This is a genomic window from Paenibacillus sp. FSL W8-0439 (genome assembly GCF_038008995.1).
GTDB classification, from domain to species: Bacteria; Bacillota; Bacilli; order Paenibacillales; family Paenibacillaceae; genus Paenibacillus; species Paenibacillus polymyxa.
The window spans coordinates 2,166,727-2,192,668 of sequence record NZ_JBBPAK010000001.1 but is presented as its reverse complement, the minus strand read 5'-3'; the positions used below and the strand labels follow the sequence as shown (position 1 = coordinate 2,192,668).

General features: G+C 46.2%; 23 protein-coding genes. All 23 read right to left on the bottom strand.

Annotated elements, in window-relative coordinates:
• Nucleotide 1: 1 nt before the first annotated feature.
• The 23 genes from yfmF to rnpM all read right to left on the bottom strand — a co-directional run bounded on the left by yfmF (nt 2) and on the right by rnpM (nt 25,940).
• Nucleotides 2–1,282 (bottom strand): EF-P 5-aminopentanol modification-associated protein YfmF, encoded by a 1,281-nt coding sequence (gene yfmF / locus MKX36_RS09705; RefSeq protein ID WP_016820998.1) that lies wholly within the window; start codon nt 1,280–1,282, stop codon nt 2–4.
• 162 nt (nt 1,283–1,444) lie between these two features.
• Entirely contained in the window at nt 1,445–2,296 is an 852-nt protein-coding gene (gene sleB / locus MKX36_RS09700; RefSeq protein WP_257126949.1) for a spore cortex-lytic enzyme, read from the bottom strand.
• Nucleotides 2,297–2,521: 225 nt separating this feature from the next.
• Complete coding sequence (locus tag MKX36_RS09695; protein ID WP_117289511.1) at nt 2,522–5,203, bottom strand: FtsK/SpoIIIE family DNA translocase; 2,682 nt, start codon at nt 5,201–5,203, stop codon at nt 2,522–2,524.
• A gap of 103 nt (nt 5,204–5,306) precedes the next feature.
• Complete coding sequence (locus MKX36_RS09690; RefSeq protein WP_019687008.1) at nt 5,307–5,519, bottom strand: YlzJ-like family protein; 213 nt, start codon at nt 5,517–5,519, stop codon at nt 5,307–5,309.
• Nucleotides 5,516–6,364: a ClpP family protease gene (locus MKX36_RS09685; protein ID WP_017427948.1), complete on the bottom strand. Its 849-nt coding sequence runs from the start codon at nt 6,362–6,364 to the stop codon at nt 5,516–5,518. Before MKX36_RS09685 ends, MKX36_RS09690 begins: the two co-directional genes overlap by 4 nt.
• Nucleotides 6,365–6,593: 229 nt before the next feature.
• Nucleotides 6,594–8,273 carry a ribonuclease J gene (locus tag MKX36_RS09680; protein WP_013370737.1) on the bottom strand — a complete coding sequence of 560 codons (1,680 nt, stop codon included), beginning with the start codon at nt 8,271–8,273 and terminating at the stop codon, nt 6,594–6,596.
• A gap of 345 nt (nt 8,274–8,618) precedes the next feature.
• Nucleotides 8,619–9,500: a 4-hydroxy-tetrahydrodipicolinate synthase gene (gene dapA / locus MKX36_RS09675; protein ID WP_031463334.1), complete on the bottom strand. Its 882-nt coding sequence runs from the start codon at nt 9,498–9,500 to the stop codon at nt 8,619–8,621.
• Between the two features lie 41 nt (nt 9,501–9,541).
• Entirely contained in the window at nt 9,542–10,759 is a 1,218-nt protein-coding gene (dapG, locus tag MKX36_RS09670) for an aspartate kinase (RefSeq protein ID WP_016820992.1), read from the bottom strand.
• A gap of 36 nt (nt 10,760–10,795) precedes the next feature.
• A complete protein-coding gene (locus MKX36_RS09665) occupies nt 10,796–11,833 on the bottom strand; it encodes an aspartate-semialdehyde dehydrogenase (RefSeq protein WP_016820991.1) in 1,038 nt (345 codons plus the stop codon).
• Between the two features lie 134 nt (nt 11,834–11,967).
• Nucleotides 11,968–12,561 (bottom strand): dipicolinate synthase subunit B, encoded by a 594-nt coding sequence (locus tag MKX36_RS09660; RefSeq protein ID WP_257126948.1) that lies wholly within the window; start codon nt 12,559–12,561, stop codon nt 11,968–11,970.
• Entirely contained in the window at nt 12,558–13,457 is a 900-nt protein-coding gene (gene dpsA / locus MKX36_RS09655) for a dipicolinate synthase subunit DpsA (RefSeq protein ID WP_016820989.1), read from the bottom strand. The genes MKX36_RS09660 and dpsA overlap by 4 nt, the downstream gene beginning before the upstream one ends.
• A 191-nt stretch (nt 13,458–13,648) precedes the next feature.
• The gene (gene dut, locus MKX36_RS09650; protein WP_016820988.1) at nt 13,649–14,095 is read right to left on the bottom strand and encodes a dUTP diphosphatase; all 447 of its coding nucleotides are present in this window, start codon (nt 14,093–14,095) and stop codon (nt 13,649–13,651) included.
• Nucleotides 14,079–15,338: a M16 family metallopeptidase gene (locus MKX36_RS09645; RefSeq protein WP_257126947.1), complete on the bottom strand. Its 1,260-nt coding sequence runs from the start codon at nt 15,336–15,338 to the stop codon at nt 14,079–14,081. The genes dut and MKX36_RS09645 overlap by 17 nt, the downstream gene beginning before the upstream one ends.
• A 66-nt stretch (nt 15,339–15,404) precedes the next feature.
• Nucleotides 15,405–16,412 carry a polysaccharide deacetylase family protein gene (locus MKX36_RS09640; RefSeq protein ID WP_016820986.1) on the bottom strand — a complete coding sequence of 336 codons (1,008 nt, stop codon included), beginning with the start codon at nt 16,410–16,412 and terminating at the stop codon, nt 15,405–15,407.
• 224 nt (nt 16,413–16,636) lie between these two features.
• Complete coding sequence (gene pnp / locus MKX36_RS09635; protein ID WP_016820985.1) at nt 16,637–18,739, bottom strand: polyribonucleotide nucleotidyltransferase; 2,103 nt, start codon at nt 18,737–18,739, stop codon at nt 16,637–16,639.
• 214 nt (nt 18,740–18,953) lie between these two features.
• Nucleotides 18,954–19,223, bottom strand: coding sequence for a 30S ribosomal protein S15 (gene rpsO, locus MKX36_RS09630; RefSeq protein WP_007430074.1), 270 nt, complete (start codon nt 19,221–19,223; stop codon nt 18,954–18,956).
• Nucleotides 19,224–19,355: 132 nt separating this feature from the next.
• Nucleotides 19,356–20,294: a bifunctional riboflavin kinase/FAD synthetase gene (locus tag MKX36_RS09625; RefSeq protein ID WP_016820984.1), complete on the bottom strand. Its 939-nt coding sequence runs from the start codon at nt 20,292–20,294 to the stop codon at nt 19,356–19,358.
• Between the two features lie 167 nt (nt 20,295–20,461).
• Entirely contained in the window at nt 20,462–21,400 is a 939-nt protein-coding gene (gene truB / locus MKX36_RS09620; protein WP_340864575.1) for a tRNA pseudouridine(55) synthase TruB, read from the bottom strand.
• Complete coding sequence (locus MKX36_RS09615) at nt 21,397–22,374, bottom strand: DHH family phosphoesterase (protein WP_016820982.1); 978 nt, start codon at nt 22,372–22,374, stop codon at nt 21,397–21,399. Before MKX36_RS09615 ends, truB begins: the two co-directional genes overlap by 4 nt.
• A gap of 49 nt (nt 22,375–22,423) precedes the next feature.
• Nucleotides 22,424–22,774: a 30S ribosome-binding factor RbfA gene (rbfA, locus tag MKX36_RS09610; protein WP_013370723.1), complete on the bottom strand. Its 351-nt coding sequence runs from the start codon at nt 22,772–22,774 to the stop codon at nt 22,424–22,426.
• Between the two features lie 20 nt (nt 22,775–22,794).
• Nucleotides 22,795–25,323, bottom strand: coding sequence for a translation initiation factor IF-2 (gene infB / locus MKX36_RS09605; RefSeq protein WP_016820981.1), 2,529 nt, complete (start codon nt 25,321–25,323; stop codon nt 22,795–22,797).
• Complete coding sequence (locus MKX36_RS09600; RefSeq protein ID WP_007430068.1) at nt 25,316–25,639, bottom strand: L7Ae/L30e/S12e/Gadd45 family ribosomal protein; 324 nt, start codon at nt 25,637–25,639, stop codon at nt 25,316–25,318. Before MKX36_RS09600 ends, infB begins: the two co-directional genes overlap by 8 nt.
• Nucleotides 25,632–25,940: an RNase P modulator RnpM gene (rnpM, locus tag MKX36_RS09595; RefSeq protein WP_007430067.1), complete on the bottom strand. Its 309-nt coding sequence runs from the start codon at nt 25,938–25,940 to the stop codon at nt 25,632–25,634. Before rnpM ends, MKX36_RS09600 begins: the two co-directional genes overlap by 8 nt.
• Nucleotides 25,941–25,942: the final 2 nt, after the last annotated feature.

Here is a 25,942-nt window from a genome sequence, read left to right as displayed (position 1 = left end):
GCTATTCCCCCTTCTGGTCTCTCAAGAAATAAATAGTGTCCAGTCGGAACGTCCGGGCGGCATCCTGAACATCCTGCACCTTGACTGCCTCCACCTGGCTCAGCAGCTCCTCTACCGTCCGCTCTTTGCCGGAAAGCTGTCTGTTAAAATCATAGGCAATCATCTCAAAAGCGGAGTCCTGCATTTCCTTTAGCAAGTTGCGTATCATTGCCTGCGTTTGGGTCATTTCTAGCTCGGTAATTGCTCCATTTTGTGTATCTTCCAGTTGCTTGCGGATAATAGTAACCGCTTTTTCATAATTAGGAATTTCGATACCGGATTGTATTGTGCCAATGCCTTTATGCCCGTCATAGCGTGACGAAGCGTAATACGCCAAACTCTCCTTCTCCCTCACATTGACAAACAGCTTTGAATGCGGATACCCACCCAGAACGCCATTGTACATTAATGCAGAAGCATAACGTTCATCGCCATACGTAATAGGGGTTCGTAGCCCCATGTTGAGCTTGCCTTGGTTTACATCAAGACGCTCTACTATAGTTTGAACATCACGTTCTACCGATTTGGGCTGTTCAGGTACATATCCCGTTTCCGTCGAGCGGTTTAATTGAAAATAGCGATCCACAAACTTTTCAACTTCTTCCAGCGTGGTATCTCCCACGACGTATAAATCCATGCTGGCATTATTCAGCCAGTCTCCATAAGCCTCATACAAATTTTGTGCATTTATGCTGTCCAGATCTGATCGTTGACCAAGAGGATGCAGACGATAAGGCTCATCTTTGCACATCTCCTCCATGCAGCGCTCCCCAGCATAACGTATTTTATCGTTAACTATAGATTCCAGCTTCTTACGAACATTTTCTCGTTCCTGCTGTACATATCCCGTTTGAAATGCACCGTTTTCCAATGCAGGCTTCGTCAGAACCTCTCCAAGGAAAGAAAACGAACGATCCAGCAAACTATCCGGACTGCTTACAAAGTTGTCATTAATTGTATCCATGCGAAATTGCACGATCTGATAATCTCCACGTTTATATACATCGAATCCAAAACCCGCACCATACAATTGTTCTAACTGCTCTCTAAATTGTGTAGTCTGCGGATACGATTCTGTACCCCGTCGCAGAACGAAAGGCACCAGTCCTACACGAGTTACAGTTTCCTCACGTAGCGGAGTACCTACATACAACGATATGGCAAACGTCTTAAAGCGCTTGGTGGGCAGTACATGAATCCTTAGTTGTCTGCGTGTGCCACGCTCGAAACCTGTTTTGTTCAAGTCCAAAACTCCTTTGTGACGTCAATTTGCGTCTAGCCTTTGATTAGCAATAGCTCTACTGTACATCTTTTTCCTGTAAAGAGGTAAAGTGTACCAATCTTTATTCTAACCATGCAAAAGCCAAGAAGCAACCGGAGACAAGCTCCCGGCTGCTTCGGCGTTTTACATGCAGAAAATATGTTCCCCGATGGTTTTCACCTGCGGACGGCTCCAAATCCATTTGGAGGTAGCTGTTTTAGGGTTAAAATAATATAGACATCCTCCGCTTGGGTCCCAGCCGTTCAGGGCTTGACGTACCGCCTTTTGTGCAGTCTCATTCGGCGTGAGCCAGATTTGGCCGTCTGCTACAGCAGTGAAAGCCCCCGGCTGAAAGATTACCCCAGACGGTGTATTTGGAAAACTTGGCGACTTGACCCTGTTCAAAATAACAGCCGCCACGGCAACTTGTCCTTCAAACGGCTCACCACGGGATTCACCATAGACCGCATTGGCCATGATTTTAAGATCGTTTTCAGACAGTCCCATGGTGTTGGCTGATCCCATCGTTTCCTCATTTTGATCAGATTTATCGTTTTTGTTCGCTGCCTGTCCCTGATCAGAACCTTGATTATTACGATGCATAGGCGTTTCCGTCGGCTTCCAGTGTGGAGTAGCATTCACCAGCTTTAATTTGGTTTTCGCACCAACCACTCCATCGGGTCTGATACCAAACTCCTTTTGAAAACCCTTTACAGCCTTTAGTGTACTGCTGCCAAAATGGCTGTCCACTTTTCCGCCAAAAAAACCCAGCAGCTTCAATCGTGATTGCAGTTCATATACATCCTGGCCATAAGAGCCAAAATCAACCGCTTCTGAACTGAATGTCGGCTGAACAGGCTGCGGCGCTGTTACTTTCTGCTGCGTGCTTGGCGACTCTACTCGCTGCTGTACAGAGTCGTTTTTAAAAAGTCCCGTGTACGTAATAGCCGAGGCTGCGAGGATACCCGTGCAAATCCAGACCATTGTTTTTTTCATATGCTGCGCTCTACCTTTCTTTTGTGGGATTAACAGGATGGCTACGTTTATTATGACAAGCTCCGCTAGAAGCTATTCACCCTTTTAATCTTCTTTGAGCAGGCAGTTCCACACCTCAAAAAAACATCACAAAAAAACGCTATTTGCGTGCATGGAGTTGTCATATTTAACAACTCATCATGCGTACAAACAGCGTTTAAATGGAATGCTGATAAAAGATAATGCTCAGGAGCTAACTTTATTTTGCTGATATTGTTCCATTGAGATAAGTACCTCACGGGGCTTACTTCCCTCGTAAGGACCGATGACACCGCGGGCTTCCATGGAGTCAATCAGTCGGGCAGCACGTGTATAACCGATCCGCATACGGCGCTGAAGGAGCGAAACGGAAGCTTGTTTAGCCTCCAAAATGATGTTGACAGCCTGATCATACAGCTCATCCAGCATTTCATCCGCATCAGTGGATACCTCTTCCACCTCAGGCACAAGCGTTTCATCATACTGAGCTTCACCCTGTTCACGCACATAGTTAACAATGTTTTCCACTTCCTGATCACTCATAAACGCTCCCTGAACGCGGACTGGTTTGGAAGCCCCCATCGGCATGAACAGCATGTCACCACGTCCGAGCAGTTTCTCAGCACCGCCCATATCCAGTATGGTGCGGGAATCCACCTGCGAAGAAACGCCGAAAGCAATACGTGAAGGAATATTGGCTTTAATAACCCCTGTAATTACATCAACCGAAGGTCTTTGTGTTGCAATAATCAGATGGATGCCTGCTGCACGCGCCATTTGGGCAAGTCGCGCAATCGCATCCTCCACATCTCCTGCAGCAACCATCATTAAATCTGCCAGCTCGTCCACAATAACGACAATGTAAGGCAGAAATGCATCCGGGTTATCCTTCATCAAATTGTTGTAGCCCTCAATATTACGGGTGCCTGATTTGGAAAACAGCTCATACCTTTTTTCCATTTCAACTACGATTTTCTTCAATGCCAGTGAGGCACGCTTGGGATCAGTCACGACCGGAGCCAATAAATGGGGGATTCCGTTGTACACGTTCAACTCCACCATCTTGGGATCAACCATCAGAAATTTCACCTCATCTGGCTTCGCTTTGTACAAAATACTCGTGATAATCCCATTGATACACACCGATTTACCCGAACCCGTAGCTCCAGCTACAAGCAGATGGGGCATCTTAGCTAAATTACCAACAATCGTTTGTCCTGCAATATCACGGCCAAATGCAATGGACAAATTGGAAACTGATTCCTGGAAAACTGTCGTTTCCATTACCTCACGCATGGTTACGATAGAAACTTCATTATTCGGAACTTCTATTCCTATGGCGGACTTGCCGGGAATAGGTGCCTCCATACGGATATCCTTTGCAGCAAGCGCAAGTGCAATGTCATCCGTCAGACTTACAATCCGGCTAACCTTCACGCCAATGTCCGGCTGGATTTCATAGCGTGTGACGGCTGGACCACGTACAACCTCCAGCACTTTCGCCCGAACACCGAAGCTTTCCAGCGTGGCCTCCAGCTTGCGTGCTGTTTGCATGTAATCCTTTTGTCCCATACCTTTGCCTGCATTTTGCGGTTTGGCAAGCAAACGGAACGATGGAAGCTTGTACGGCTTAGGCGGTGGTGGAGCTGGAATAGCTACATTGTTCCCTTCAGCTTCTTCGCCTGTCAATCCATTAGCAATCGTCTGAGCCAGTTCCTGGGCTTCTTCTGATGTCCCATGGATCGTTGCCGAATCATTTATATTTATATTCGTATTCGCATCGGCATCCATAAAATTACTATCCAGAGGTTCATCAATGGAATCGTTCCGCACTCCACCTGTCAGGGAGTCTTCAAGTTCAGCCTCTGATCTTTTTTCCTCATTTTTCACTTGTTCGAAGAAGTCCCTAATGATTGGCGATCTTTTTACCGGAATTGAGGCTTCCTGCTCAGCGTGTTCGATTACGTCAGACAGCTCTTCTCCCTGATTGCCATTTCTCCACTGAGGCTGCACATCACCAGCATCATATAGAAGATCATGTTCATCTTCATCCGCATGTGCAGTTTGCTCTTCCTTGTCCGCCTTATCTGTATTTTTAAGGCCAAACAACTGAAAGAAAATTGGCTGCTTACGTGCTGGAGGCTGCATTTCATCAAAATCATCATCCATATCCTCTTCATAGGCAGGAATAGGCTCAGATTTGGGTTTTCTATTTCCACTGCCTTTGCTAGATGCAGAAAGCGGAGTGGCTTTACCAGTCCATTTTTTCCGCACGCTTCCCCCGGCTGTCAGTAGCTTGGTCTTTACAATCCTCACTAAATCCACATAAGACAGCTGGGTCATCAGCATAAAACAAATGACGAACATGACAATCATGATCAGCTTAGCTCCTGTGAGACCAAACAGCCACAACAGAACGGTAAGCTGTAATGCGCCAACGTAGCCCCCGCTAATATCCTTATTCAGCATCGAGGTATGGCCTTGCTGATCAGGCGACAGCAACTGCTCACGCATATCTATATGTATCTGGCTCATCACTCCGCCCGGCTGAAGCGCGTTAATCGGTCCCAAACGCTGCTCCATAGATGAAATAGAACTCATAAGTGTAAAGGCAAATACCAACAACAGCAAACCCGTCTTCCGTGAGTTCCACTGGTTCGGCCACTTGCGGTGAATCATCACCATCAGACCATAATAAATGCCAATCAGGGGAATCACAAAATAGAATTTCCCCAGTACAAGCCCAAACATCTTGGATAGCGACCGACCAACTGCCGCTTCACCCGATAACGCAATGACCGCCAATGTAATCAGCACAATGCCGTAAATTTCATATTTTAAAACTCCGCCAAATATGGCTTTCTTTTTTCTTTTTCTTCTTCTGGACATACAAGGTCACCCCCCAGAAGAATATTATACCACGTCACTCGCTATCCGCACATATGTTCTTTTTCAGCAGCAAATGACCTATTTCTGTACTATTCGACAGCTTCTATGACCACTCAATGATCTGACCTGGTCCATAACGAGGATTGAGGTAGGCATCCAATGGACAGTCCAAGAGCCTTACTATGATCCCCCGACGACTTTCAAGCGGCTGTACCTGCATAAGCAGACCATCTACCCGGACCTCTACAAGCTCCTCTGCCTCCTTCCACATACCTTCCCACACCAATTCCATTGGCATTACAGTATATAGTGTCATTGGGGCAGCTCCTTGCTGTGCTCACTTGAAAGGGTTCCTGTAGGGGTGCCTGTGGCATTGGGCGAAAAAGGTGCATAAGGGGGCTGCTGTGGAGTCCCTGTCATGCCGTTCTGCTGACGGCGTGTCTCAATGATGGTATTCAACTGTTTCAGCGCCTCTCCTATACCACCAACCGCATCCATCAAACCGTATTTTACTGCATCAATTCCTCCGACCGCTGTACCAATGTCGCGGTTTAATTCACCAGTTTTGAACATCAGTTCCTTAAACCGCTCTTCTGTAATGCGAGAATGAGAAACGACGAAGCGGACGACACGCTCCTGCATTTTTTCCATATATTCAAAAGTCTGTGGGACTCCGATGACCAGGCCGCTCATACGAATTGGATGAATGGTCATCGTCGCACTCTCGGCAATATAAGAATACGTAGAAGATACAGCAATCGGCACACCGATGCTATGTCCACCTCCTATAACAATGGTCACTGTTGGTTTACTCATCGATGCGATCATTTCTGCAATAGCCAGTCCTGCCTCTACATCACCACCAACTGTATTCAGCAAAATCATTAATCCTTCGATACGTGGGTTTTGCTCTGCCGCTACCAACTGCGGAATAATATGCTCATATTTTGTTGTTTTGTTTTGAGGCGGTAAGATGAGGTGTCCTTCAATCTGACCGATAATCGTCATACAAAAAATATTGGACTCGCTTCCGGGCATGGAGGTTTGACCCAGCTGCTGTAAAGCCTCCATAGCAGGTAAAACGGGTCTTTGTCCAACCTCTGGTTGTTCTGGCGCTTCCGTTTCCTCGTTGCCAGAAGATAAATTGCTGTAATGTTCCATATGGGTGATCTTCCTTTCGCTATACGCATCTATGTGCCCCGTCTTCACCCTATAGTATGGGATGGAAATGGAATATTTTATACCCACCTCCATGCCTTTCCTCGACCCTAAAATCAAAAAAAGCCTCTCTTTCCGCGGAAACCGTCCAATATTTCCTGCGGGAAGAGAGGCGACTGTGTGCCTGTGACTTAAGTTTTTAATTCAAGTTTTTGAACATATTTCAATCGAATCACACTTCCATTATAATTGGCAGAATCATCGGTCTACGACGAGTTTGCTCATACAAGAAGCGACCCAGTGCATCCTTGACATTTGTCTTCAGGGAAGCCCATTCATTTACATTTTCACTCATGAGCTTATGCAGTGTACTTGAAACAATACGATTTGCTTCATCTAGCAAACCTTCTGATTCACGAACATACACGAAACCACGGGAAATGATATCTGGGCCTGACTTAATCGTGCCATCTTGCTTGCTCAGTGTGACAACCACTACCAAAATACCGTCCTGTGACAACAATTTGCGGTCGCGCAACACGATATTTCCTACATCTCCTACACCTAGTCCATCGATCAGTACGTTACCTGCTGTAACTTTACCCGCTCTGCGTGCTCCGCCATTCTGAATTTCAATGACTTCACCGATATCCGTGATAAAGATATTTTCAGGCTCGATACCTACTCCTTCAGCCAGAAGAGCGTGACGACGTTGCATTCTGAACTCACCGTGAATTGGCAAGAAGAATTTTGGTTTCATCAGATTCAGCATCAGCTTGAGTTCTTCCTGGCTGCCGTGTCCAGAAACGTGGATACCAGGATTAGCTGCGCTGTAGTATACATTGGCACCCAGACGGAACAGCTCATCAATAGTGCGTCCAACATATTTTTCATTACCTGGTACCGGAGTAGCTGCGATGATCACTGAGTCTCCTGGAAGAATATCTACCTTACGATGCGTAGAACGAGCCATTCTTGTCAAAGCGGACATCGGTTCACCTTGACTACCTGTGCAGAGAATAACTACGCGATCCGCTGACATTTTGCCCACTTCTTCAGGCTCAATCAGCATTCCATCTGGAATTTCCAAGTAGCCCAAATCAGAAGCAATACCTACGACATTAACCATGCTGCGACCAATCACCGTTACTTTGCGTCCGGTTGCCTCAGCAGCATTAATGACCTGCTGAATGCGATGTACGTTCGAAGCAAAAGTGGCTACGACCACACGCTGTCTCGACTTGCGGAAAATATCTTCCAGCACAATGCCAACGCTCTTTTCCGAAGGTGTAAAGCCCGGTTTTTCGGCATTGGTACTGTCTGACAATAGAGCCAATACGCCACGTGTGCCAATCTCAGCCATACGCTGCAAATCTGCATATTGTCCGTTCACCGGAGTATGATCAAATTTGAAGTCTCCTGTATGAACAACAGCGCCTTCAGGAGTATCAATGCAAACACCTACTGAATCAGGAATACTATGGTTGGTTTTGAAGAATGTTACTTTCAATGTGGAGCCCAGTTTGATTTCGGAATCAGCATTGATCAAAATACGTTTGGTTTCACCAAGCAGATTCGCTTCCTTCAGCTTGTTTTCCACCAGTCCCAGCGTCAATTTGGTACCATATACAGGTACATTCAAATGTTTCAGCACGTAAGGCAAACCGCCAATATGGTCCTCGTGACCATGAGTCAGCACAATGCCTCTTACTTTGTCGCGGTTCTCTGTAAGGTAGGAAATATCAGGAATAACGATATCGATGCCAAGCATGTCCTCTTCCGGAAATTTCAGACCGGAATCCACCACGACAATGTCATTGCCGTATTGAACGACATACATATTTTTCCCGATTTCACCGACGCCGCCCAAAGCGAAAATCATCAATTTATCGTTGTTTGTTTTTTTAGACAAATGAATCTAAACCTCCTATGGTAGTTGGACGTCGTACCTTGATTTGTTATTTAATTTTCAAAAAAATACCGCACCCAGTCACTTGACCCCATTATACATGATTAAAATACGAAAAAACAAGTCATCCTGTTCGTTACGCTAGGTTTCCCATTGCCTTCCCAAACCATAAGTAAGTGTCATTTTATCTACATACCTGATTAACAGCATAGCAAAAAGGACGTTCTATAAGAACGCCCTTCATGCCAGAGGACCTTGTCAGACAATAACCGAGTCGGTGTTGCACCTACCGACTGCCCTTAACAAGGGTACTCCTTATATTTATAAACATCTTACAGCTATTTCTTTTTAGCGGGTAAATAAATTCTTAATAAACTTCGCTTCATCTTCGGTAGGAGGAATAAGCGGCAACCGAACTGAACCTACCTTAATCCCTCGTAATTCTAATGCATACTTTACAGCCACCGGATTAGGTAGAGGATGAGGACAGCCGAACATGCCCTTAAAAATTGGGAACAACTGCTGATGCAGTTTGGCTGCCTCCTGCGCGCGTCCCCCTACAAATGAATCCAACATCCGCTTCATTTCTGCACCTACCACGTGGCTCGCTACGCTGATAATGCCATAAGCACCTACAGCCATGGCTGGCAGTCCGGATGCATCATCCCCGGAATAAACCAGAAAGCCTTCTGGTGCTGCCGCTGCAATCTGTGTGACCTGTGCAAGTGATGCACATTCTTTGGTTCCTACAATGTTCGGAATTTGTGCAAGTCGCAGTGTCGTTTCAGCTGTTAGGCTGGCTCCGGTACGGCTTGGAACATTATACAGTATAGCTGGAAGGGATGTGGAGTTTGCAATACTTTTGAAATGCTGATACATCCCTTCCTGATTCGGTTTATTATAATATGGCACTACCAGCAGCACACCGTCTGCTCCCGCCTGCTCCGCAGCACGGGTGAGATGGATGGAATGACGTGTATTATTGCTTCCCGTCCCGGCAATAATTTTACATCGCCCAGCTGCTTTTTCTACAACAAATGCAAACAACTTAATTTTTTCATCATCGCTCAGGGTAGGAGACTCCCCTGTTGTTCCAGATACAACAAGTGACTCTGAATGCTGTTCTTCTATTAAGTAATCAATCAACGAGGACAATGCAGTCCAGTCAATCTCTCCTTGCTGATCAAAAGGTGTCACCATTGCGGTAATCAATCTGCCGAAGTTCACCATGCTGCCTCCTTTTTTTGCAAGTCCGAGCACGGACAATGCGCCTATTGATGGAGTTCAAATTTATTATGCAATGCGCGTACAGCCTGCACCATATCTTCCTTTTTAACAAGTACCCAGATCGTGGTGTTGGAATCTGCCGATTGAAGGATCTGTACGTCTGATTCTGTCAATGCCTCCACAATTGTCGCCATAATACCTGGTACCCCGTTGATACCACCGCCTATGACCGAAACTTTAGCACATCCGGCCAGTATCTTAGGCTCTAGTCCTAAACCGTTAAGTACTTCAACCGCTTTGCTTCCATCATTATCAAATACGGTATAAACCGCCCCTGATGGAGTTACGTTAATAAAATCAACGCTGATTCCATGTTCAGCCATAGATTTGAACACTTGTAATTGCAAGTGCTCCAAACCTGACTTTAATTCAACAGTAATTTGAGTAACATTGCCGACATACGCAATACCGGTCACGAAACGGTCTACGATATCTGCCTGCACGTCTTTAAAGCCTTCTGGGTGGGTAACCAACGTCCCCTCTCCTTCGGAGAAGGTTGAGCGAACCCGTACCGGAATATTCGCCTGCATGGCGATTTCAACAGCACGAGGATGGATCACCTTGGCTCCCTGATGAGCCATATTACAAATTTCTGTATAGCTAACATGTGCAAGCGGCTTCGCATTTTCCACAATACGCGGATCAGCGGTTAATATACCATTCACATCTGTATAAATATCCACCATATCTGCATGTAGAGCAGCCCCCAGCGCCGTAGCTGACGTATCGCTGCCTCCCCGACCAAGGGTAGTCATATCACCATCAGCAGTTTGTCCCTGAAAACCTGTCACAATGACAACTCTGCCTTGGTTCAGCTCTTCCACAATCCGGTCTGGCTTGATATCCAAAATGCGAGCATTGCCATATTGATCATCCGTAATAAAGCCTGCCTGTGCTCCAGTCAGCACCGTAGCAGGAATACCTTCCTTCTCCATCAGGCTGCATAACGTAGCGGCAGAAATGATTTCACCACAGCACAGCAGTAAATCCCGCTCGCGCTTAGGAAGACTGTCACCGTTAGAAGCCGCCCAATCCAGCAGCGTGTCCGTTGCATAGGGCTCTCCTTTTCTCCCCATGGCCGACACAACAACAACCAATCGAAGATTTTGCTCCAGCTCCCGCTTCACATGTGCCAGCACAAGTTGACGCGCTTCAGGTGTGGACAGCGAGGTTCCCCCAAATTTTTGCACCAAAATACCCATTATTTTTCCCCCATATTACTCCCTGCTTTAGGAACGTTACTCCGCCTTTGCAGCAATAATTTCCGCGATTTGCACCGCGTTCCATGCCGCTCCCTTGAGCAGATTGTCGGATACGACCCACAAATTCAATCCACGGCTATTGCCCAAATCACGACGTACACGCCCTACGAATACGTCAGGTTTTCCTGCAGCTTCGGATGCCAACGGATAAAGCTGGGCAGTAGGATCGTCTACCAGCGTTACTCCAGGTGCGGAAGCCAGCAGATTACGAACTTCTTCTAGATCATAATCATTTTTAAGCTCTACATAGACAGATTCCGAGTGACCATATACAACAGGAATACGAACGCACGTTGCCGTTACGTCTACAGAATCGTCACCTAGTATTTTTTTCGTTTCGCGTACCATTTTCATTTCTTCCAGTGTATAACCATTATCCTGGAATTTGTCAATTTGCGGAATAGCATTGAAAGCAATCTGATGCTTTACTGGCAACGAACCTACCGGCAGCAAATCTGGCTGAACTTCATCACCGTTAAGAATGGCTGCGCTTTGACGATTCAATTCATCAATAGCACGGCTTCCAGCGCCGGAAACGGCCTGGTACGTGGATACTATGATACGAGAAATGCCATACTGATCATATAATGGTTTCAAAGCAGCTACCATCTGAATGGTGGAGCAGTTCGGGTTCGCGATAATTCCCTGATGCTCGGCAATTTTGTCGCTGTTCACCTCAGGTACTACAAGAGGAGCTGTCGGTTCCATTCGGAATGCGTTGGTGTTGTCAATGCAAACTGCCCCATGACGAACAGCATGCGGCGCCAGTTCCTTACTCACGTCTCCGCCTGCACTAAACAAAGCAATGTCGATTCCTTCAAAGCTGTCGGGGGTAGCAATCTCTACTGGAATCTGCTGACCTTTAAAGCTAATTAACGTGCCGGCAGAACGAGGCGAAGAAAGAAATTTGATTTTGTCTACAGGAAAATCGCGTTTTTCCAGCAGATTTACGATCTGTTCCCCTACAGCGCCTGTCGCTCCAACGACAGCTACATTAAACTTTCTATTGCTCATCTGGTGTATCTCCCCTTCTCGACTAAAAAACCATTTTTTATTCTGAAAGCATCCACCGCCAACAAGAAATTAGACCCGATGGATTATCGAATCATCTTCTAGGCGAGGGATGCTCAGCAGTTAATTATAGTACTTCATGGGGTCTTGCGTTCCACAATCATCGGCTGAATCTGCCTGCCCTGCAATGCTTCATAGGCAGCCTCCGGAATCAATTCCATATTGGCTACAAGCGAGTTCGGCTTTTTAACTGGATTATCCTGTCCGAACGGCACAAAAAAGATGTTCTTGGCTACTAGTAACTTGGCGATATTGGCAGCATTTAGACCAAGTCCATCATTAGTAGATATGGCTAAAAGAAGTGGACGGCCGTTGCGTAATTGCGCCTTGGCAGCCATCAAAACCGGACTGTCCGTCATCGCATTTGCTAACTTGCTCATCGAATTCCCCGTCAAAGGTGCAATCACCAGCACATCGAGCATTTGGGAGGGTCCCAGTGGCTCAGCCTCCACAATTGTAGAAATGATATCATTCCCTGTTATATCTTTCAACTGTTTTTGCCAACTTTGCGAAGTACCGAAGCGAGTATCCGTTGTTAGTACGGTATTGGATATAATGGGAACGACCTTCGCACCCTCATCAACAAAGCGCTGTATAACAGGCATTACCTCTTCAAATGTGCAATGTGAGCCTGTAATAGCATAACCTACCGTTTTCCCTAGCCAACTCATTGTGCATCCCCCCGATCAGGATTATCTTCCATTAACAACTGCACCAGCGTATTCGCTATAATGGTACCAGCAGTTTTGGGAGCAACAATACCGGGAAGACCGGGGGCAAGCATAGCCGTAATTCCACGCTTTTCCGCATACCGGAAATCACAACCGCCTGGGGCGGAAGCAAGATCTATAATCACGGTACTCAGTGGCAATTTAGACAGAATTTGCGCTGTGATAATCATAGAGGGTATCGTATTAAAAATCAAGTCAACTCCCTTTGTCTCATTCGCTAAATCCCTTGTCATAAAAGGCTTCCAACCCATCTCCACGGCTCTCGCTGCATCCTCCGCCCGCCGTACTCCAACTTTCACTTTGGCTCCCAACCCCTGTAGTGCCCTTGCCATGGTAAATCCAGTCCGTCCCATGCCTAGAACCATACAATCTGCACCATGGATCGTAAAATCAGTATGCTGAATTGCCATCATCAGTGCGCCTTCAGCTGTAGGTATAGAATTGTATATGGCCACATCATCTCTCTCCAGCAGCTCAACCAGCTTCAATTCATGCCTGGTACAAATTTCTTTTAAGTACGCTCGCGCCATCCCTGTATATACAACGCAATGCGGTGGAAGAGCAGCAGCATGCTCATTCAGAAACTGGAGCTTTTGTGCTCCGAAAAGTGCATTCACGTTGCCTTCCTCATCGCATCCCACCACTGGCAGAATCAGTGCGTCTGACGATTCCAGCAGCTTGACAGACAATGGCTCTAATGTAACTCCTTTGAGTGGTACTTCGAGCTTGTCAAAGCCGACCACAGTGACAGTAGCATCCATGTCGACACATTTGCGGATTACCTCAAGCTGCCTCGCATCGCCACCCAAAACAACGATGCGCATTCCTGTTAGCATCCGGATCACTCCTTTCCGAGACACGATATGCTTTTATTCTATGCAGATGCCCGGGAAGGGGTGAAAAAACACAAAAAAGCCGCCCCTCTACGGAACGACTTTTATGTGTATGCTTACTCTTAAGCGAGTAATATTGAAGCTTCCTACAAAATGGACAATTGTATTACACTGCATGCAAGTGAACCGTAGACTCAGCGTCCTGTATGACCAAAGCCTCCAGCACCGCGTACAGTTTCAGACAAATGGTCTACTTGTTTTAACTCCACCTCAGGCACAACCTGAAATACCATTTGTGCAATTCGCTCATTGCGCGTAATGGTGAACGGTTCCTCGCCTAAATTGATAAGAAGCACCTTAATCTCTCCACGATAATCTGCATCAATCGTTCCAGGCGTGTTAAGACAAGTAATACCATGCTTGAGAGCCAGTCCACTACGCGGACGGATTTGTGCCTCTAATCCTGCTGGCATAGCTATTGCAAATCCAGTTGGAATGAGACAACGTTTGCCAGGTTCCAGAACCAAATCCTCCTGTACTGCTGCATACAAGTCAAATCCCGATGCAAGCTCTGACATTTTGCGAGGGAGCTCAATATCTTCATTGCCCCCGAGTCTGTTAATTTCAACGTAAGTTAACAAAATAGTCCCTCCTCATATCCTTAACCGCTGAATCGCTCGCTCCGACCATTGACAGAGCAAACGGCTCCGAAAACATCAGATCCAGCACTTTGTTCACATCATCAGCCGTCACTTGTTCGATGTGTTCGATCATTTGATCCAGCGTATAATGCCGACCCAACATTAACTCATTTTTTCCAAGACGGTTCATCCGGCTACCCGTACTCTCAAGGCTTAAGATCAGACTTCCTTTTAGCTGCTCCTTGCCTTTACGAAGCTCATTAGCGTCCAAACCATTGATAGCCACATCTCGTAACAGCTCCAGCGTCAAATCGAGCACATCCTTTGTTTGCTTAGGAGCGGTACCTGCATAGATTGTGAACATTCCACTATCGGCATGGGAGCTATGATAGGAATAGACCGAATAAGCCAGTCCGCGTTTTTCACGAATTTCCTGAAATAAACGTGAGCTCATGCCCCCGCCGATCGCGTTATTCAGCAAAACCATAGCATACTGGAGATCGTCGCCTATTGCAAATCCAGGCAGAGATAGACAAATATGATTCTGCTCCGTTGCTTTCTCATGGTACAAGAGCTGACCGTTAAACGCAGGTACTGTCAGTGGCGAAACGGTTCCGTGATTATCGAAATGCCCAAAATGTTGCTCCAGCAATTCTACAAGACGATCGTCAACATTACCAGCTACACTGATAACTGTATTGTCGATTGTATAGTGCTCCTTCATATAATGACTGAGATGTGAGCTATCCATAGCTAGCAGGTGATCTTCGGTTCCGAGAATCGGATAAGCCAGTGGGTGTTCGCCATAGGCCGCCCGAGATACAAGATCGTGCACCATATCATCCGGTGTGTCCTCGTACATGGAGATTTCCTCCAAAATCACATTTTTCTCTCTTGCGAGCTCTTCCTGATCCAATTTGGAATTAAAGAACATATCAGACAGTACATCGACTGCGATCGGTAGATGCTCATCTAGCACTTTCGCATAATAGCACGTATATTCCTTCGAAGTGAAAGCATTAACATTTCCTCCGATGGCATCGAATTGCTCAGCGATTTCTTTAGCACTAAAACGCTCTGTTCCTTTGAAAAGCATGTGTTCAATAAAATGAGAAATACCGCTATTGTCCGGTGTTTCGTTCCGGGAACCGGTTTTAACCCAGATGCCGAAAGAAACAGAACGCACGGTTGGAATTTTTTCGATGACCACTCTTAGGCCGTTTTTGAGTTGAATTCTTTCCACGCTTGGCCCTCCTAAACTGAATTGCATACTTTGCCATAATGTTCAATCCTAACAGAAAAAAGACGTTCACTCAACCGGAGCTGGTAGCTGCCGATCAGGGGAAAGCGTCTGACTGACAGTTCCAAGCACAAGTCCTTTACTACGAATGGCATGAATCATACCTTTGAGAGCAGCAGCCGAGGAATCTGTTGGGTGCATCAATATCAGGGAGCCTGACTCAACCTTACTATTGATTTTATGAACCACCGATTCCGGTGACGGATGTTTCCAATCTACGGTGTCCAATGTCCACAACACAGTTTTGAGTCCATACTCTGCGGCTATATCCACTGTTTGTTGATTAAAATCCCCCGATGGAGGGGCAAACCAATTATTTTTGACACCCAAAGTTTCTTGAAGAAGCATTTCCGTCTTTTCGATTTCTTGTACGGCTCTGGCTCGGCTCAAACGACTCATATTGGGATGAGAATAAGCATGATTTGAAAGCTCATGCCCTCTTCTTTGAATTTCCTTGGCGAGTTCAGGATTTTTCTTCAGCCAACTTCCATCAAGAAAAAATGTAGCCTTAACCTTCTCCTGATCCAATGTATTCAGTATAGGCACGATAAACTCATTCCCCCATGCTACATTGATCATGAAGGATACCATCGGTTTTTCAGGATTGCCCCTGTAAATTGGGACATTCCCCAGTTGATTTAAATGTATTTTGGGTGCCAATTGGCGATATACATATTGAATAGGCCGATCTGGAGCTGCAATGGCTTTGCGATAGGTAGCATCCAAATCGACCTCCAGTCCGTTATAACCTGGAATAGCCTTCCATACCCTGTCGACCTTGGCATCAACTGGTTCTCTCCGCTGACGTGCTGCTTCTGTCCTTAGTCGCTGCATAAGCGCATTATCAGGCAAAGCTGCCACCGCCATCGTGGGTGTAGCTTCAAGCTCTTCGGCTCCTGTAGCGTTTCCATTGCGTAATTGACTAGCGTAGTCACGAACCCCGCTAAACTGCCCGATTACCAGTGTGACGGCTAAAGTGGCTACCACCCACACCGCTCGTTTCACCCTACTCATCATTCCTTCATCCTCCCGCTCGTTTGTCCACATTGTATGCGGGGAGGACAAGATCTATGACGTAGTAAGCTATAGAAGCCCTCTTGGGTGCAGCTTGTGCATATGTATGAAAAAAGAGCCAGAAACGTAGCTCTGCCTCTTTCCAAAAGCTTAATTTATGCTATTCAAATCCCTTATTCTGTACAAACGTATAGACTCCCTATTACAGTAGTTCGCGGTCTCACAACCTAGGACTTAGCAGGAGCTTCAGCCGTCAGTACTGCCTTACGGGACAAATTGACGCGACCTTGCTGATCGATTTCAGTTACTTTCACCGTAATCGTATCACCAATAGCAATGACATCTTCAACTTTGGCTACACGCTCAGTAGACAGTTGAGAAATATGAACCAGACCATCTTTACCCGGTAAAATTTCAACAAATGCGCCGAATTTTTCAATTCGTTTGACTGTACCGATGTAAATCTCGCCGACCACGACTTCTTTTACGATACCTTCAATAATGGAACGCGCCTTCTCATTCATCTCTTGATTTGTAGAAGCGATGAACACACGACCATCTTGTTCAATATCGATTTTCACGCCGGTTTCTTCGATGATCTTGTTGATGATTTTACCACCAGCTCCAATAACATCACGGATTTTGTCCGGGTTAATGTGCATTGTCATAATTTTTGGAGCGTACGGAGACAATTGCTCACGTGGCTTCTGGATCGCTTCCATCATTTTGCCAAGAATGAACAAACGTCCTTCTCTGGCTTGCTTGAGCGCATCCTGTAAAATATTGCGGTCAATACCGTCAATTTTAATATCCATTTGAATGGCAGTTACGCCTTCCGCTGTACCAGCAACTTTAAAGTCCATATCGCCCAGATGATCTTCCATACCTTGGATATCTGTCAGTACGGAAACATGATCTCCATCCTTAATCAATCCCATGGCCACACCTGCAACTGGAGCTTTAATTGGTACACCTGCATCCATCATAGCCAGTGTGCTTGCACAAATACTAGCTTGTGAGGTCGATCCATTCGATTCCAGTACTTCGGAAACCAGACGGATCGTGTACGGAAATTCAGTTTCGGAAGGAATTACTTTGGAAAGCGCACGCTCACCAAGAGCACCATGTCCGATTTCACGACGACCTGGCGCGCGCAAAGGACGAGCCTCACCTACGCTGAATGGAGGGAAATTGTAATGATGCATGAAGCGTTTGGTTTCTTCCAGATCAATACCGTCTAGAATTTGTACATCCCCTAGAGCACCAAGAGTACAAACGCTAAGCGCCTGCGTTTGCCCGCGTGTAAATAAGCCTGAACCGTGCGTACGCGGCAAAATGCTAGTGTCACTTTCAATTGGACGAATTTCGTCAAGCTTACGACCATCAGGACGCACTTTATCATGCGTAATCAGACGACGGACTTCTTCCTTAACGATATCATAGAGAACTTCGCTCACATCACTCAAAAGCTCAGGTGTCTCTATGTATTGTGCTTCAAAATGGGCAACGGTCTCTTCATTAACGGCATCAATCGCCTCTTGACGGGCATGTTTTTCTGCAATTTTAACAGCTTCCACCAAACGATCAGCTGCATAAGCACGTACTTCACTGTTCACTTTTTCATCAACAGCATGCAGCTTAACCTGCATTTTCTCTTTACCTGCTACTTGCACCAATTGTTCAATAACTGCCACAATGTTCTTAATTTCATCATGTCCGAACATAATAGCTTCGAGCATAACTTCCTCTGGAATCTCATCGCCTTCTGCTTCTACCATCATAATGGCATCTTTTGTTCCAGCTACAACGAGATACAGATCGCTCGCGTTCTGCTGTGCAATATCTGGATTAATTACAAATTGTCCGTTTACACGACCTACAGCAACCCCGCCAATTGGACCGTTAAAAGGAACATCCGAAATACTGAGTGCTGCCGAGGTTCCAATCATGGCTGCAATTTCAGGTTCACAATCCTGATCAACACTCATGACTAGGTTTAACACCTGCACATCATTACGGAAACCTTCAGGGAACAATGGGCGAATTGGACGGTCTGTCAAACGACTGGATAAAATCGCCTTTTGACTCGGGCGTCCTTCACGCTTAATAAATCCGCCAGGAATTTTCCCCACAGCATACAATCTTTCCTCATAGTTCACGGTCAGCGGAAAAAAGTCCAAATCTTTCGGTTCACGGGAAGCGGTCACAGTACACAGCACAACTGTTTCTCCGTAACTCACCTTAACTGCCGCATTGGCTTGTTTTGCAAGACGTCCTGTTTCAAGCACCAGCTTTCTTCCGCCGAGTTGCATTTCTACGCGTTGCTCCATGGTATCCCTCCATTTCATTTCATTGTAAAAGTTCTATACACATCCAGTATTTCCTGCGCAGGTCTTATTCATAAGAAGCTCACAGACAAAATAGGATATGTAATTCAAAAAAAGATTCCTCATTTCAAAAAAGAACCCGGCTGCTGTCCGCCGTCGCCTTAGCAGGGACAAGCGGTGAACAACCAGGCTTCTTTTCTCATTACATGTCTGAAAATTAACGACGCAGTCCGAGACGCTCGATCAACGCACTGTAACGTTTAACATCAGTCTTCTTCAGGTAAGCCAAAAGTTTACGACGCTGACCGACCATTTTCAACAACCCGCGGCGGGAGTGATGGTCTTTCTTGTGCGAACGAAAGTGACTTTGCAAGTTGACGATGTTTTCAGTAAGGATAGCGATTTGTACCTCAGGTGATCCTGTATCGGATTCATGAGTTTTGTACTCCTCGATCAATTGCTGTTTACGCTCTTGAGTCAATGCCATCCTGTTCACCTCCTTCATTATAATCGCCATTAGCCTCGTAACCGCCGGTGAAAGCGGACAACCAAGCTAAGGTTCATCGTTGTTTACACAACATAAGTCAGTATAACACAGCGCCTGTCTTATGTAAATAAATTAGCCCAACAGCTTTTTAGCCGTTTGTGCGTCATTGCCAATTTGGCTGATCAGCTCATCCACTGAAGAGAATTTGCGTTCAGGACGGATGTAATGATGAAGCTCAACAAGCACAGGCTCCCCATAAATTTGTTGATTAAAATCAAAAAGATGTACCTCAAACGACGGATTCAGCACACCTTCATGAAACGTAGGCTTAACTCCTACATTCATTACACCATTTATCCAATGATCACCCACGAGCGCCCGTACAGCGTACACACCCTTAACTGGAATGACATATGAATCATCCAGCTTGAGATTAGCTGTCGGAAAACCAATTGTGCGTCCGCGCTTCTCTCCATCCATCACAGTACCCTGGATACGATAAGGGCGTCCCAACCAGCGCGACGCATGTGCTAAATCCCCTGTCTGTAAAGCACGGCGAATGCCGGAGCTGCTTACCTTATCCCCATCCAGTTCGAACGGTGGTACAGTGTAAACAGACATCAGCTCCCCTCCCAGCTTCCGAAGTGTATCCTCATGCCCGGCTCCCCGGTGGCCAAACCTAAAATCAAAACCTACTACCGCCGTTCGAATTTGTAATGGAAGCAGCACGTCTGTTATAAAAGCCTCCGGGCTAACCTTGGAAAACTCTTCGTTAAAACTTAAAATATAAAGTACATCCACACCCATATCGGACAGAATAGTCTGCTTATCCGCAAGCGGTGTTAAATAACCTTCATAATCGCCTTTTTTCATGACTTCCTTCGGATGAGGGTGAAATGTCATGACAGATACTGGCACATTCTGTTCATGAGCGAGCGCGACAGCCTTACGTATTACGCTTGCATGTCCCAGATGAAGGCCGTCGAACTGGCCGATCGCCGTGACTTGTGGACGTCCCCATTGCTGCAATAACTCATCACTCAAAGGATAAGATAACGATACGGTAATCATATTCATTCACCTGCATTTCACATCATTTGACTAACTTCGTCAAAAATTATAGCACAATTCAAGGTGAAAAACGTCTATCAGCATAATTTCACGGAAGCCAAGCCGTGTCTTGGGGAAGATTTCTGGCGTTTATAGAATGGTTCAGCACCGCTGTAATTTTATAAATTCTATAAACTTAAAAAAACTTTAATTGGGGCGATTGCACCTGATTCATCCCGTCCATATATGCCTAAAAACGTTTTATCCTCTTTATATAATCGGAAAGGTTGGTTGTCTGTCACTGGTGGTGTGATCATACTCAGCGACAGGCGTTGGCCTTGCAGAGCTGCAGCTGCCTTAGCTTCAGCCACTGTATGCTCAGACATATAGTCAATCGCTTTATCGGTGGCGATAAGCCGCTCACCCAGGCTACCATCGGCTACATAGCGCTCAATTTCTTCAAATGTTAAACAATGTTCCGCAGAAATTCCCGCAGACATCGTTCGCTCCAGCTTAACCATTGTTGAAGGATATCCCAATTCACGGCCAATATCAACACATAGTGTACGGATATAAGTACCTTTGGAGCACAAAGCACGAAAAGAAATATCCACATGCGGCCCCATCTTCGCAAATCCCGTCATTTCCAGCTCATAAATGCTCACTTCACGGCTTTTACGCTCCACAGTTTTGCCTTCTCGAGCTAGCTCGTATAGACGTTTTCCATCTACTTTGAGAGCAGAGTACATGGGTGGGACTTGGGAGATCGTACCAACGAAACGTTCCAGAACCGCTTTGGCTTCCATTTCGGTAACCTCAACCGGACGTTCGCTCTCTTCTGTAATTGTCCCAGTCAGGTCTTCGGTATCAGTGGCAATGCCTAAGCGCAGTGTAGCCCGGTATTCCTTGGGCCGCTCTTGCATATACTCCACCACTCGGGTGGCGCGTCCCAGACACAAGGGCAGAACACCAGTTACCTGCGGATCTAGCGTCCCAGTATGTCCGATTCGCTTCATCCCCAATAAACGGCGAGCCTTGGCCACGACATCGTGAGAGGTAAATCCAACAGGTTTATAGACAGGTAGCACACCTTCCCAAGTTGCCTGTCCCTTCTTTATTGGGTTCATAGCTCAGACTTCACCCGCCCTACAACGGTCTCAATGATATCTTCCAGCTTACCCTCTAGCCGACAGCCAGCCGCACGTACATGACCACCGCCCCCGAACGATTGAGCGAGCGCAGCTACATCAACATTCCCTGCCGATCTCAAACTTGCCTTGGTCGCTTGATCATTAATAACTTTAAAGAAAATGCCTACTTCAACCCCACGAATATTTCTTGGATAATTCACGATACCTTCCAAGTCCTCATTTACAGCACCGCATTCCGTCATATCATCAGGTGTTACAACGACCCAAGCAACTTTACCATCCTCTGACATCGTGAGCGTTTGCAATGCTTTGGTCAGGACTTTCATTTGGGGAAATGTCATTTCCTCGAGCAATTTCTCGGACAAAAATGGGCCATCAACACCATAAGCAAGTAGTTGTGATACCGTAGACATCACTTTCGGTGAAGTGTTGGAGTAGCGGAAGCCTCCCGTATCCGTTAACAACCCTGTATATACAGCTGTTGCTACTTCTACATCCCAAGTTACTGCAAACTTTTCCAATAAATCAAAAAGAATTTCCGCTGTTGCCGCAGCATCTGACTTAATCACATTAATCGCACCATAAGCGTCGTTCGTTGGATGATGATCAATATTCAGAATAATGGCATCTTCCGTAAAAAACTGCTCTGTCAAACCAACACGACGGTAATCCGCACAATCTACACAAATGATTCGGTTGTATTTCCGTTCTGGCGGTTGTTGACTCATATCCATAATCTCATCGGCATGCCATAAAAAATCCATGCGTTTAGGAATAGGTCCCTCATTCAGCATGGTAAATTTCTTCCCCAGACATGAGAGAAGCCAGCCCACCGTTACGGTGGAGCTGACTGCGTCTCCGTCCGGCTGTACATGCGATACGATCAGGTAATCATCATGCTCCAGAATAAATTCCTTCGCTTGTTGAAGCGCCTGTTCATAGGTATGCATTGCCGTCTCCTTTACATTCAGTTCATGGTCTTCAGACTAACAAAAATCCCTATTTCTCATCCTTGTCGATATCACTCAACAGCTTTTCAATTCGGCTGCCATAAGCAATAGATTCGTCAATTTTGAAAATCAGCTCAGGAATATGGCGAAGCCGTATCCGTTTGCCAAGTTCAGAACGAAGATAACCGTTCGCTTTGTCCAGCGCCTTTAGAGAAGAAGTTTTTTGTTCTTCATCTCCAAGTACGCTCAAGTATACTTTCGCTTGGGACAAATCGTTTGTGACATCGACACCAGTCACCGTAATAAAACCGATACGTGGGTCTTTTAATTCGGTCTGTATGAGTAGGCTTAGTTCTTTCTTAATCTGTTCGCCAACTCGACCTGTACGTATTTTAGCCATGGGTGCTCACCTCTCTGCCGTTAGCGCTCCACTGTTTCCATGACGAACGCTTCAATAATGTCGGATTCCTTAACATCATTATAACCATCAAGGGTGATACCACATTCGTAACCTTGGGCAACTTCTTTTGCGTCGTCCTTAAAGCGTTTCAGTGAGTCGATTTTACCTTCAAAAATAACGATACCGTCACGGATCAGACGTGCTTCTGCTGAACGAGTAATTTTACCAGACGTTACCATACAACCAGCAATCGTACCGACTTTAGTAACTTTAAACACGTTACGAACTTCAGCGTGACCAATCACATTTTCTTTATATTCAGGGTCCAGCATGCCTTTCATAGCCTGCTCGATTTCTTCAATGACATTGTAAATGACTCGATGTAGACGAATGTCCACTTTTTCAGCTTCTGCTGTAGATTTCGCCTGATTATCAGGACGAACGTTAAAGCCAATAACAATGGCATTGGATGCCGCAGCCAAAATAATATCGGATTCGGTGATTGCACCTGCACCACTGTGAAGGATTTTGACGCGTACACCTTCAACTTCAATCTTGTTCAAGGAGCCTTTCAGCGCTTCGACAGAACCTTGTACGTCACCCTTAATAATGACATTCAGATCCTTCATCTCGCCATCCTTGATGTGTTGGAACAGGTCATCCAGCGTTACGCGGGTATTACTGCCCAGATCGGATTGACGTTGTGTAATCGCACGTTTATCAGCGATAGCACGAGCTTTACGCTCATCCTCGAACACCATGAACGGATCGCCTGCAAGTGGAACTTCTGTCAAACCAGTAATTTCAACTGGTGTGGAAGGACCTGCTTCCTTAAGACGACGGCCTTTATCGTTGACCATGGCACGTACACGTCCGAAGCAGTTACCTGCTACGAATGCGTCGCCGACTTTCAGTGTCCCGTTTTGAACGAGAATACGGGCTACAGAACCGCGACCTTTATCCAGCTCAGCCTCAATAATAGTACCACGTGCCCGTTTATCAGGGTTCGCTTTGTACTCATTCACTTCAGCTACGAGCAGGATCATTTCGAGCAAGTCTTCCAGACCCATTCTTTGTTTAGCGGAAACGTTGACGAAAATTGTATCGCCGCCCCACTCTTCGGGCACCAATTCATATTCTGTAAGTTCCTGCTTTACTTTGTCCGGGTTGGCATCCGGTTTGTCGATCTTGTTTACAGCAACGATTATTGGTAGACCTGCTGCTTTTGCATGGCTAATGGCTTCAACCGTTTGTGGCATAACACCGTCATCAGCTGCAACCACAATAATCGTCATATCTGTTACTTGAGCACCACGTGCACGCATAGCGGTAAAGGCTTCGTGACCCGGTGTATCTAAGAAAGTGATTTTTTTGCTGTTAATTTCAACTTGGTATGCACCAATGTGCTGTGTAATACCACCAGCTTCGCCACCTGTTACATTTGTGGAGCGAATGGCATCCAGCAAAGTTGTTTTACCATGATCGACGTGACCCATAATGGTTACAACCGGTGGACGTGTTCTCAAATCCGCTGGATCATCATTTTCTTCCACAGTTTCAAAACGATCTTCTTCCACTGGGATTTTCACTTCTACCTCGACGCCAAAGTCACCAGCAAGCAAGAGAATAGTATCCATATCCAGTTCTTGGTTGATGGTCGCCATTGTTCCGAGCATAATCAGCTTCTTGATGACTTCTGACGCATCCTTATGAAGAAGCTTGGCTGTTTCACCTACAGTCATCTCACCACGCACAATAATTTTCTTAGGCGTGTTGTCGATTTTCTCGCGACGCTCCTGTTGTTGACCTTTACCACGGTTGTTGAATTTGCCGCCACGATTGTTTCCACCGCGGTTGTTGCCTCCACGGCCACCGTTACCACCCCGTCCTCCGCCTTGACGGTTATCGTCAAAACGTCCTTGACCGAAACGGTTACCGCTGTTGTTGGAGTTACCACCTGTACGGTTGCCACCACTGCGGTTGGAATTGTTGCTTCCTGCGGAAGAAGAAGTTCTTACTGCCGCACCACCCTGGCTGCTTCCCTGAGGACGCGAACCTGTGTTATTGCTACCGGTACGCTGTTGTCCTCCCTGCTGTTGACCATTACTGCGGTTCTGAGTGCCCTGCTGGCCGCTTGGTCTACTAGAACCTTGTTGACTGCGGTTTTGACCGCCCTGCTGACTGCTTTGCGCTTTTGGAGCGCTGCTTCGGTTACTGTTTTGGTTGTTGTTTGTCCTATTCATACTTACCTGCTTTTCCTGTTGATTTTTGGTTTGCTCCGTTGAATGATTACTATTCTGGCTTGAACCGGTCTGATTCGAGCTTACTTGCGCCGTGCCTGCTTCGCCTTGCTTGACCGCAGCATTGGATTTAATATTCTTAAAAAAGTTTTCCACTTTACCTACGGCATCATGTTCCATGACGCTCATATGGTTGTTTACGGGAATATCCAGCCGTTTAAGAATGGTGATAATTTCTTTGCTGCTCATGTTCAACGATTTGGCGTATTCGTATACCCGCACTTTGTCTTTGCTTTCTTGTTTACTCAATATACTCCACCTCCGACATTATCCCCGCATGTTTCATGATCAATTTCGCGAATCCTTGATCCGTCACAGCCAGCACGACCCGTTCAGGTTTGCCGATGCTGCTTCCCAAGCTTTCCCGGTCAAATCCTATCAATAAGGGGATTTTGTACGTCCCGCATTTGTCGCGGAATTTCTTTTGAGTATTCATTGAAGCATCTTTCGCAAGAATGACCAGCTTGGCTTCTGAAGACCTGATCGCTTTATAAACGATCTCATCACCTGTTAGCAGCTTGCCAGCTCTCATGGCAAGCCCCAATCCAGACAGCGCCTTATTCATCCTGCACGCTGCCTTGTGCCGCCAGGAATTCTTCCTCGACGGCAGCAAAATCACGACTTAGCTGCTCATAAATATCAGGATGGACCGAGTGCTTCAATGCTCGATCCAGTGCCTTGCTCTTTTGAGCCAGCTTGAAGCAGGCGGCTTTGCCGCACAAGTAAGCGCCGCGTCCCGACTTTTTGCCAGTCAAGTCAATCAACACTTCGTCTTCAGGGGTTTTGACGACACGGATTAACTGTTTCTTTGGCATCATTTCATGACAGGCGACACATTTGCGCAAAGGTATCTTTCTCTGTTTCATGC

Coding starts and splice junctions, on each gene's coding strand:
- MKX36_RS09600 (WP_007430068.1), bottom strand. CDS start 25,639: ATGAATAAGGCGCTGTCTGGATTGGGGCTTGCCATGAGAGCTGGCAAG.
- MKX36_RS09695 (WP_117289511.1), bottom strand. CDS start 5,203: ATGTCCAGAAGAAGAAAAAGAAAAAAGAAAGCCATATTTGGCGGAGTT.
- dapG (WP_016820992.1), bottom strand. CDS start 10,759: ATGGGTATTTTGGTGCAAAAATTTGGGGGAACCTCGCTGTCCACACCT.
- dpsA (WP_016820989.1), bottom strand. CDS start 13,457: ATGCTAACAGGAATGCGCATCGTTGTTTTGGGTGGCGATGCGAGGCAG.
- MKX36_RS09615 (WP_016820982.1), bottom strand. CDS start 22,374: ATGCATACCTATGAACAGGCGCTTCAACAAGCGAAGGAATTTATTCTG.
- MKX36_RS09665 (WP_016820991.1), bottom strand. CDS start 11,833: ATGAGCAATAGAAAGTTTAATGTAGCTGTCGTTGGAGCGACAGGCGCT.
- MKX36_RS09685 (WP_017427948.1), bottom strand. CDS start 6,364: ATGGAACATTACAGCAATTTATCTTCTGGCAACGAGGAAACGGAAGCG.
- rpsO (WP_007430074.1), bottom strand. CDS start 19,223: ATGGCATTGACTCAAGAGCGTAAACAGCAATTGATCGAGGAGTACAAA.
- sleB (WP_257126949.1), bottom strand. CDS start 2,296: ATGAAAAAAACAATGGTCTGGATTTGCACGGGTATCCTCGCAGCCTCG.
- dapA (WP_031463334.1), bottom strand. CDS start 9,500: ATGGTGAACTTCGGCAGATTGATTACCGCAATGGTGACACCTTTTGAT.
- MKX36_RS09625 (WP_016820984.1), bottom strand. CDS start 20,294: ATGATTACCGTATCGTTATCTTATCCTTTGAGTGATGAGTTATTGCAG.
- pnp (WP_016820985.1), bottom strand. CDS start 18,739: ATGGAGCAACGCGTAGAAATGCAACTCGGCGGAAGAAAGCTGGTGCTT.
- MKX36_RS09690 (WP_019687008.1), bottom strand. CDS start 5,519: ATGACACTATATACTGTAATGCCAATGGAATTGGTGTGGGAAGGTATG.
- rbfA (WP_013370723.1), bottom strand. CDS start 22,774: ATGGCTAAAATACGTACAGGTCGAGTTGGCGAACAGATTAAGAAAGAA.
- rnpM (WP_007430067.1), bottom strand. CDS start 25,940: ATGAAACAGAGAAAGATACCTTTGCGCAAATGTGTCGCCTGTCATGAA.
- truB (WP_340864575.1), bottom strand. CDS start 21,400: ATGAACCCAATAAAGAAGGGACAGGCAACTTGGGAAGGTGTGCTACCT.
- MKX36_RS09640 (WP_016820986.1), bottom strand. CDS start 16,412: ATGATGAGTAGGGTGAAACGAGCGGTGTGGGTGGTAGCCACTTTAGCC.
- MKX36_RS09660 (WP_257126948.1), bottom strand. CDS start 12,561: ATGAGTTGGCTAGGGAAAACGGTAGGTTATGCTATTACAGGCTCACAT.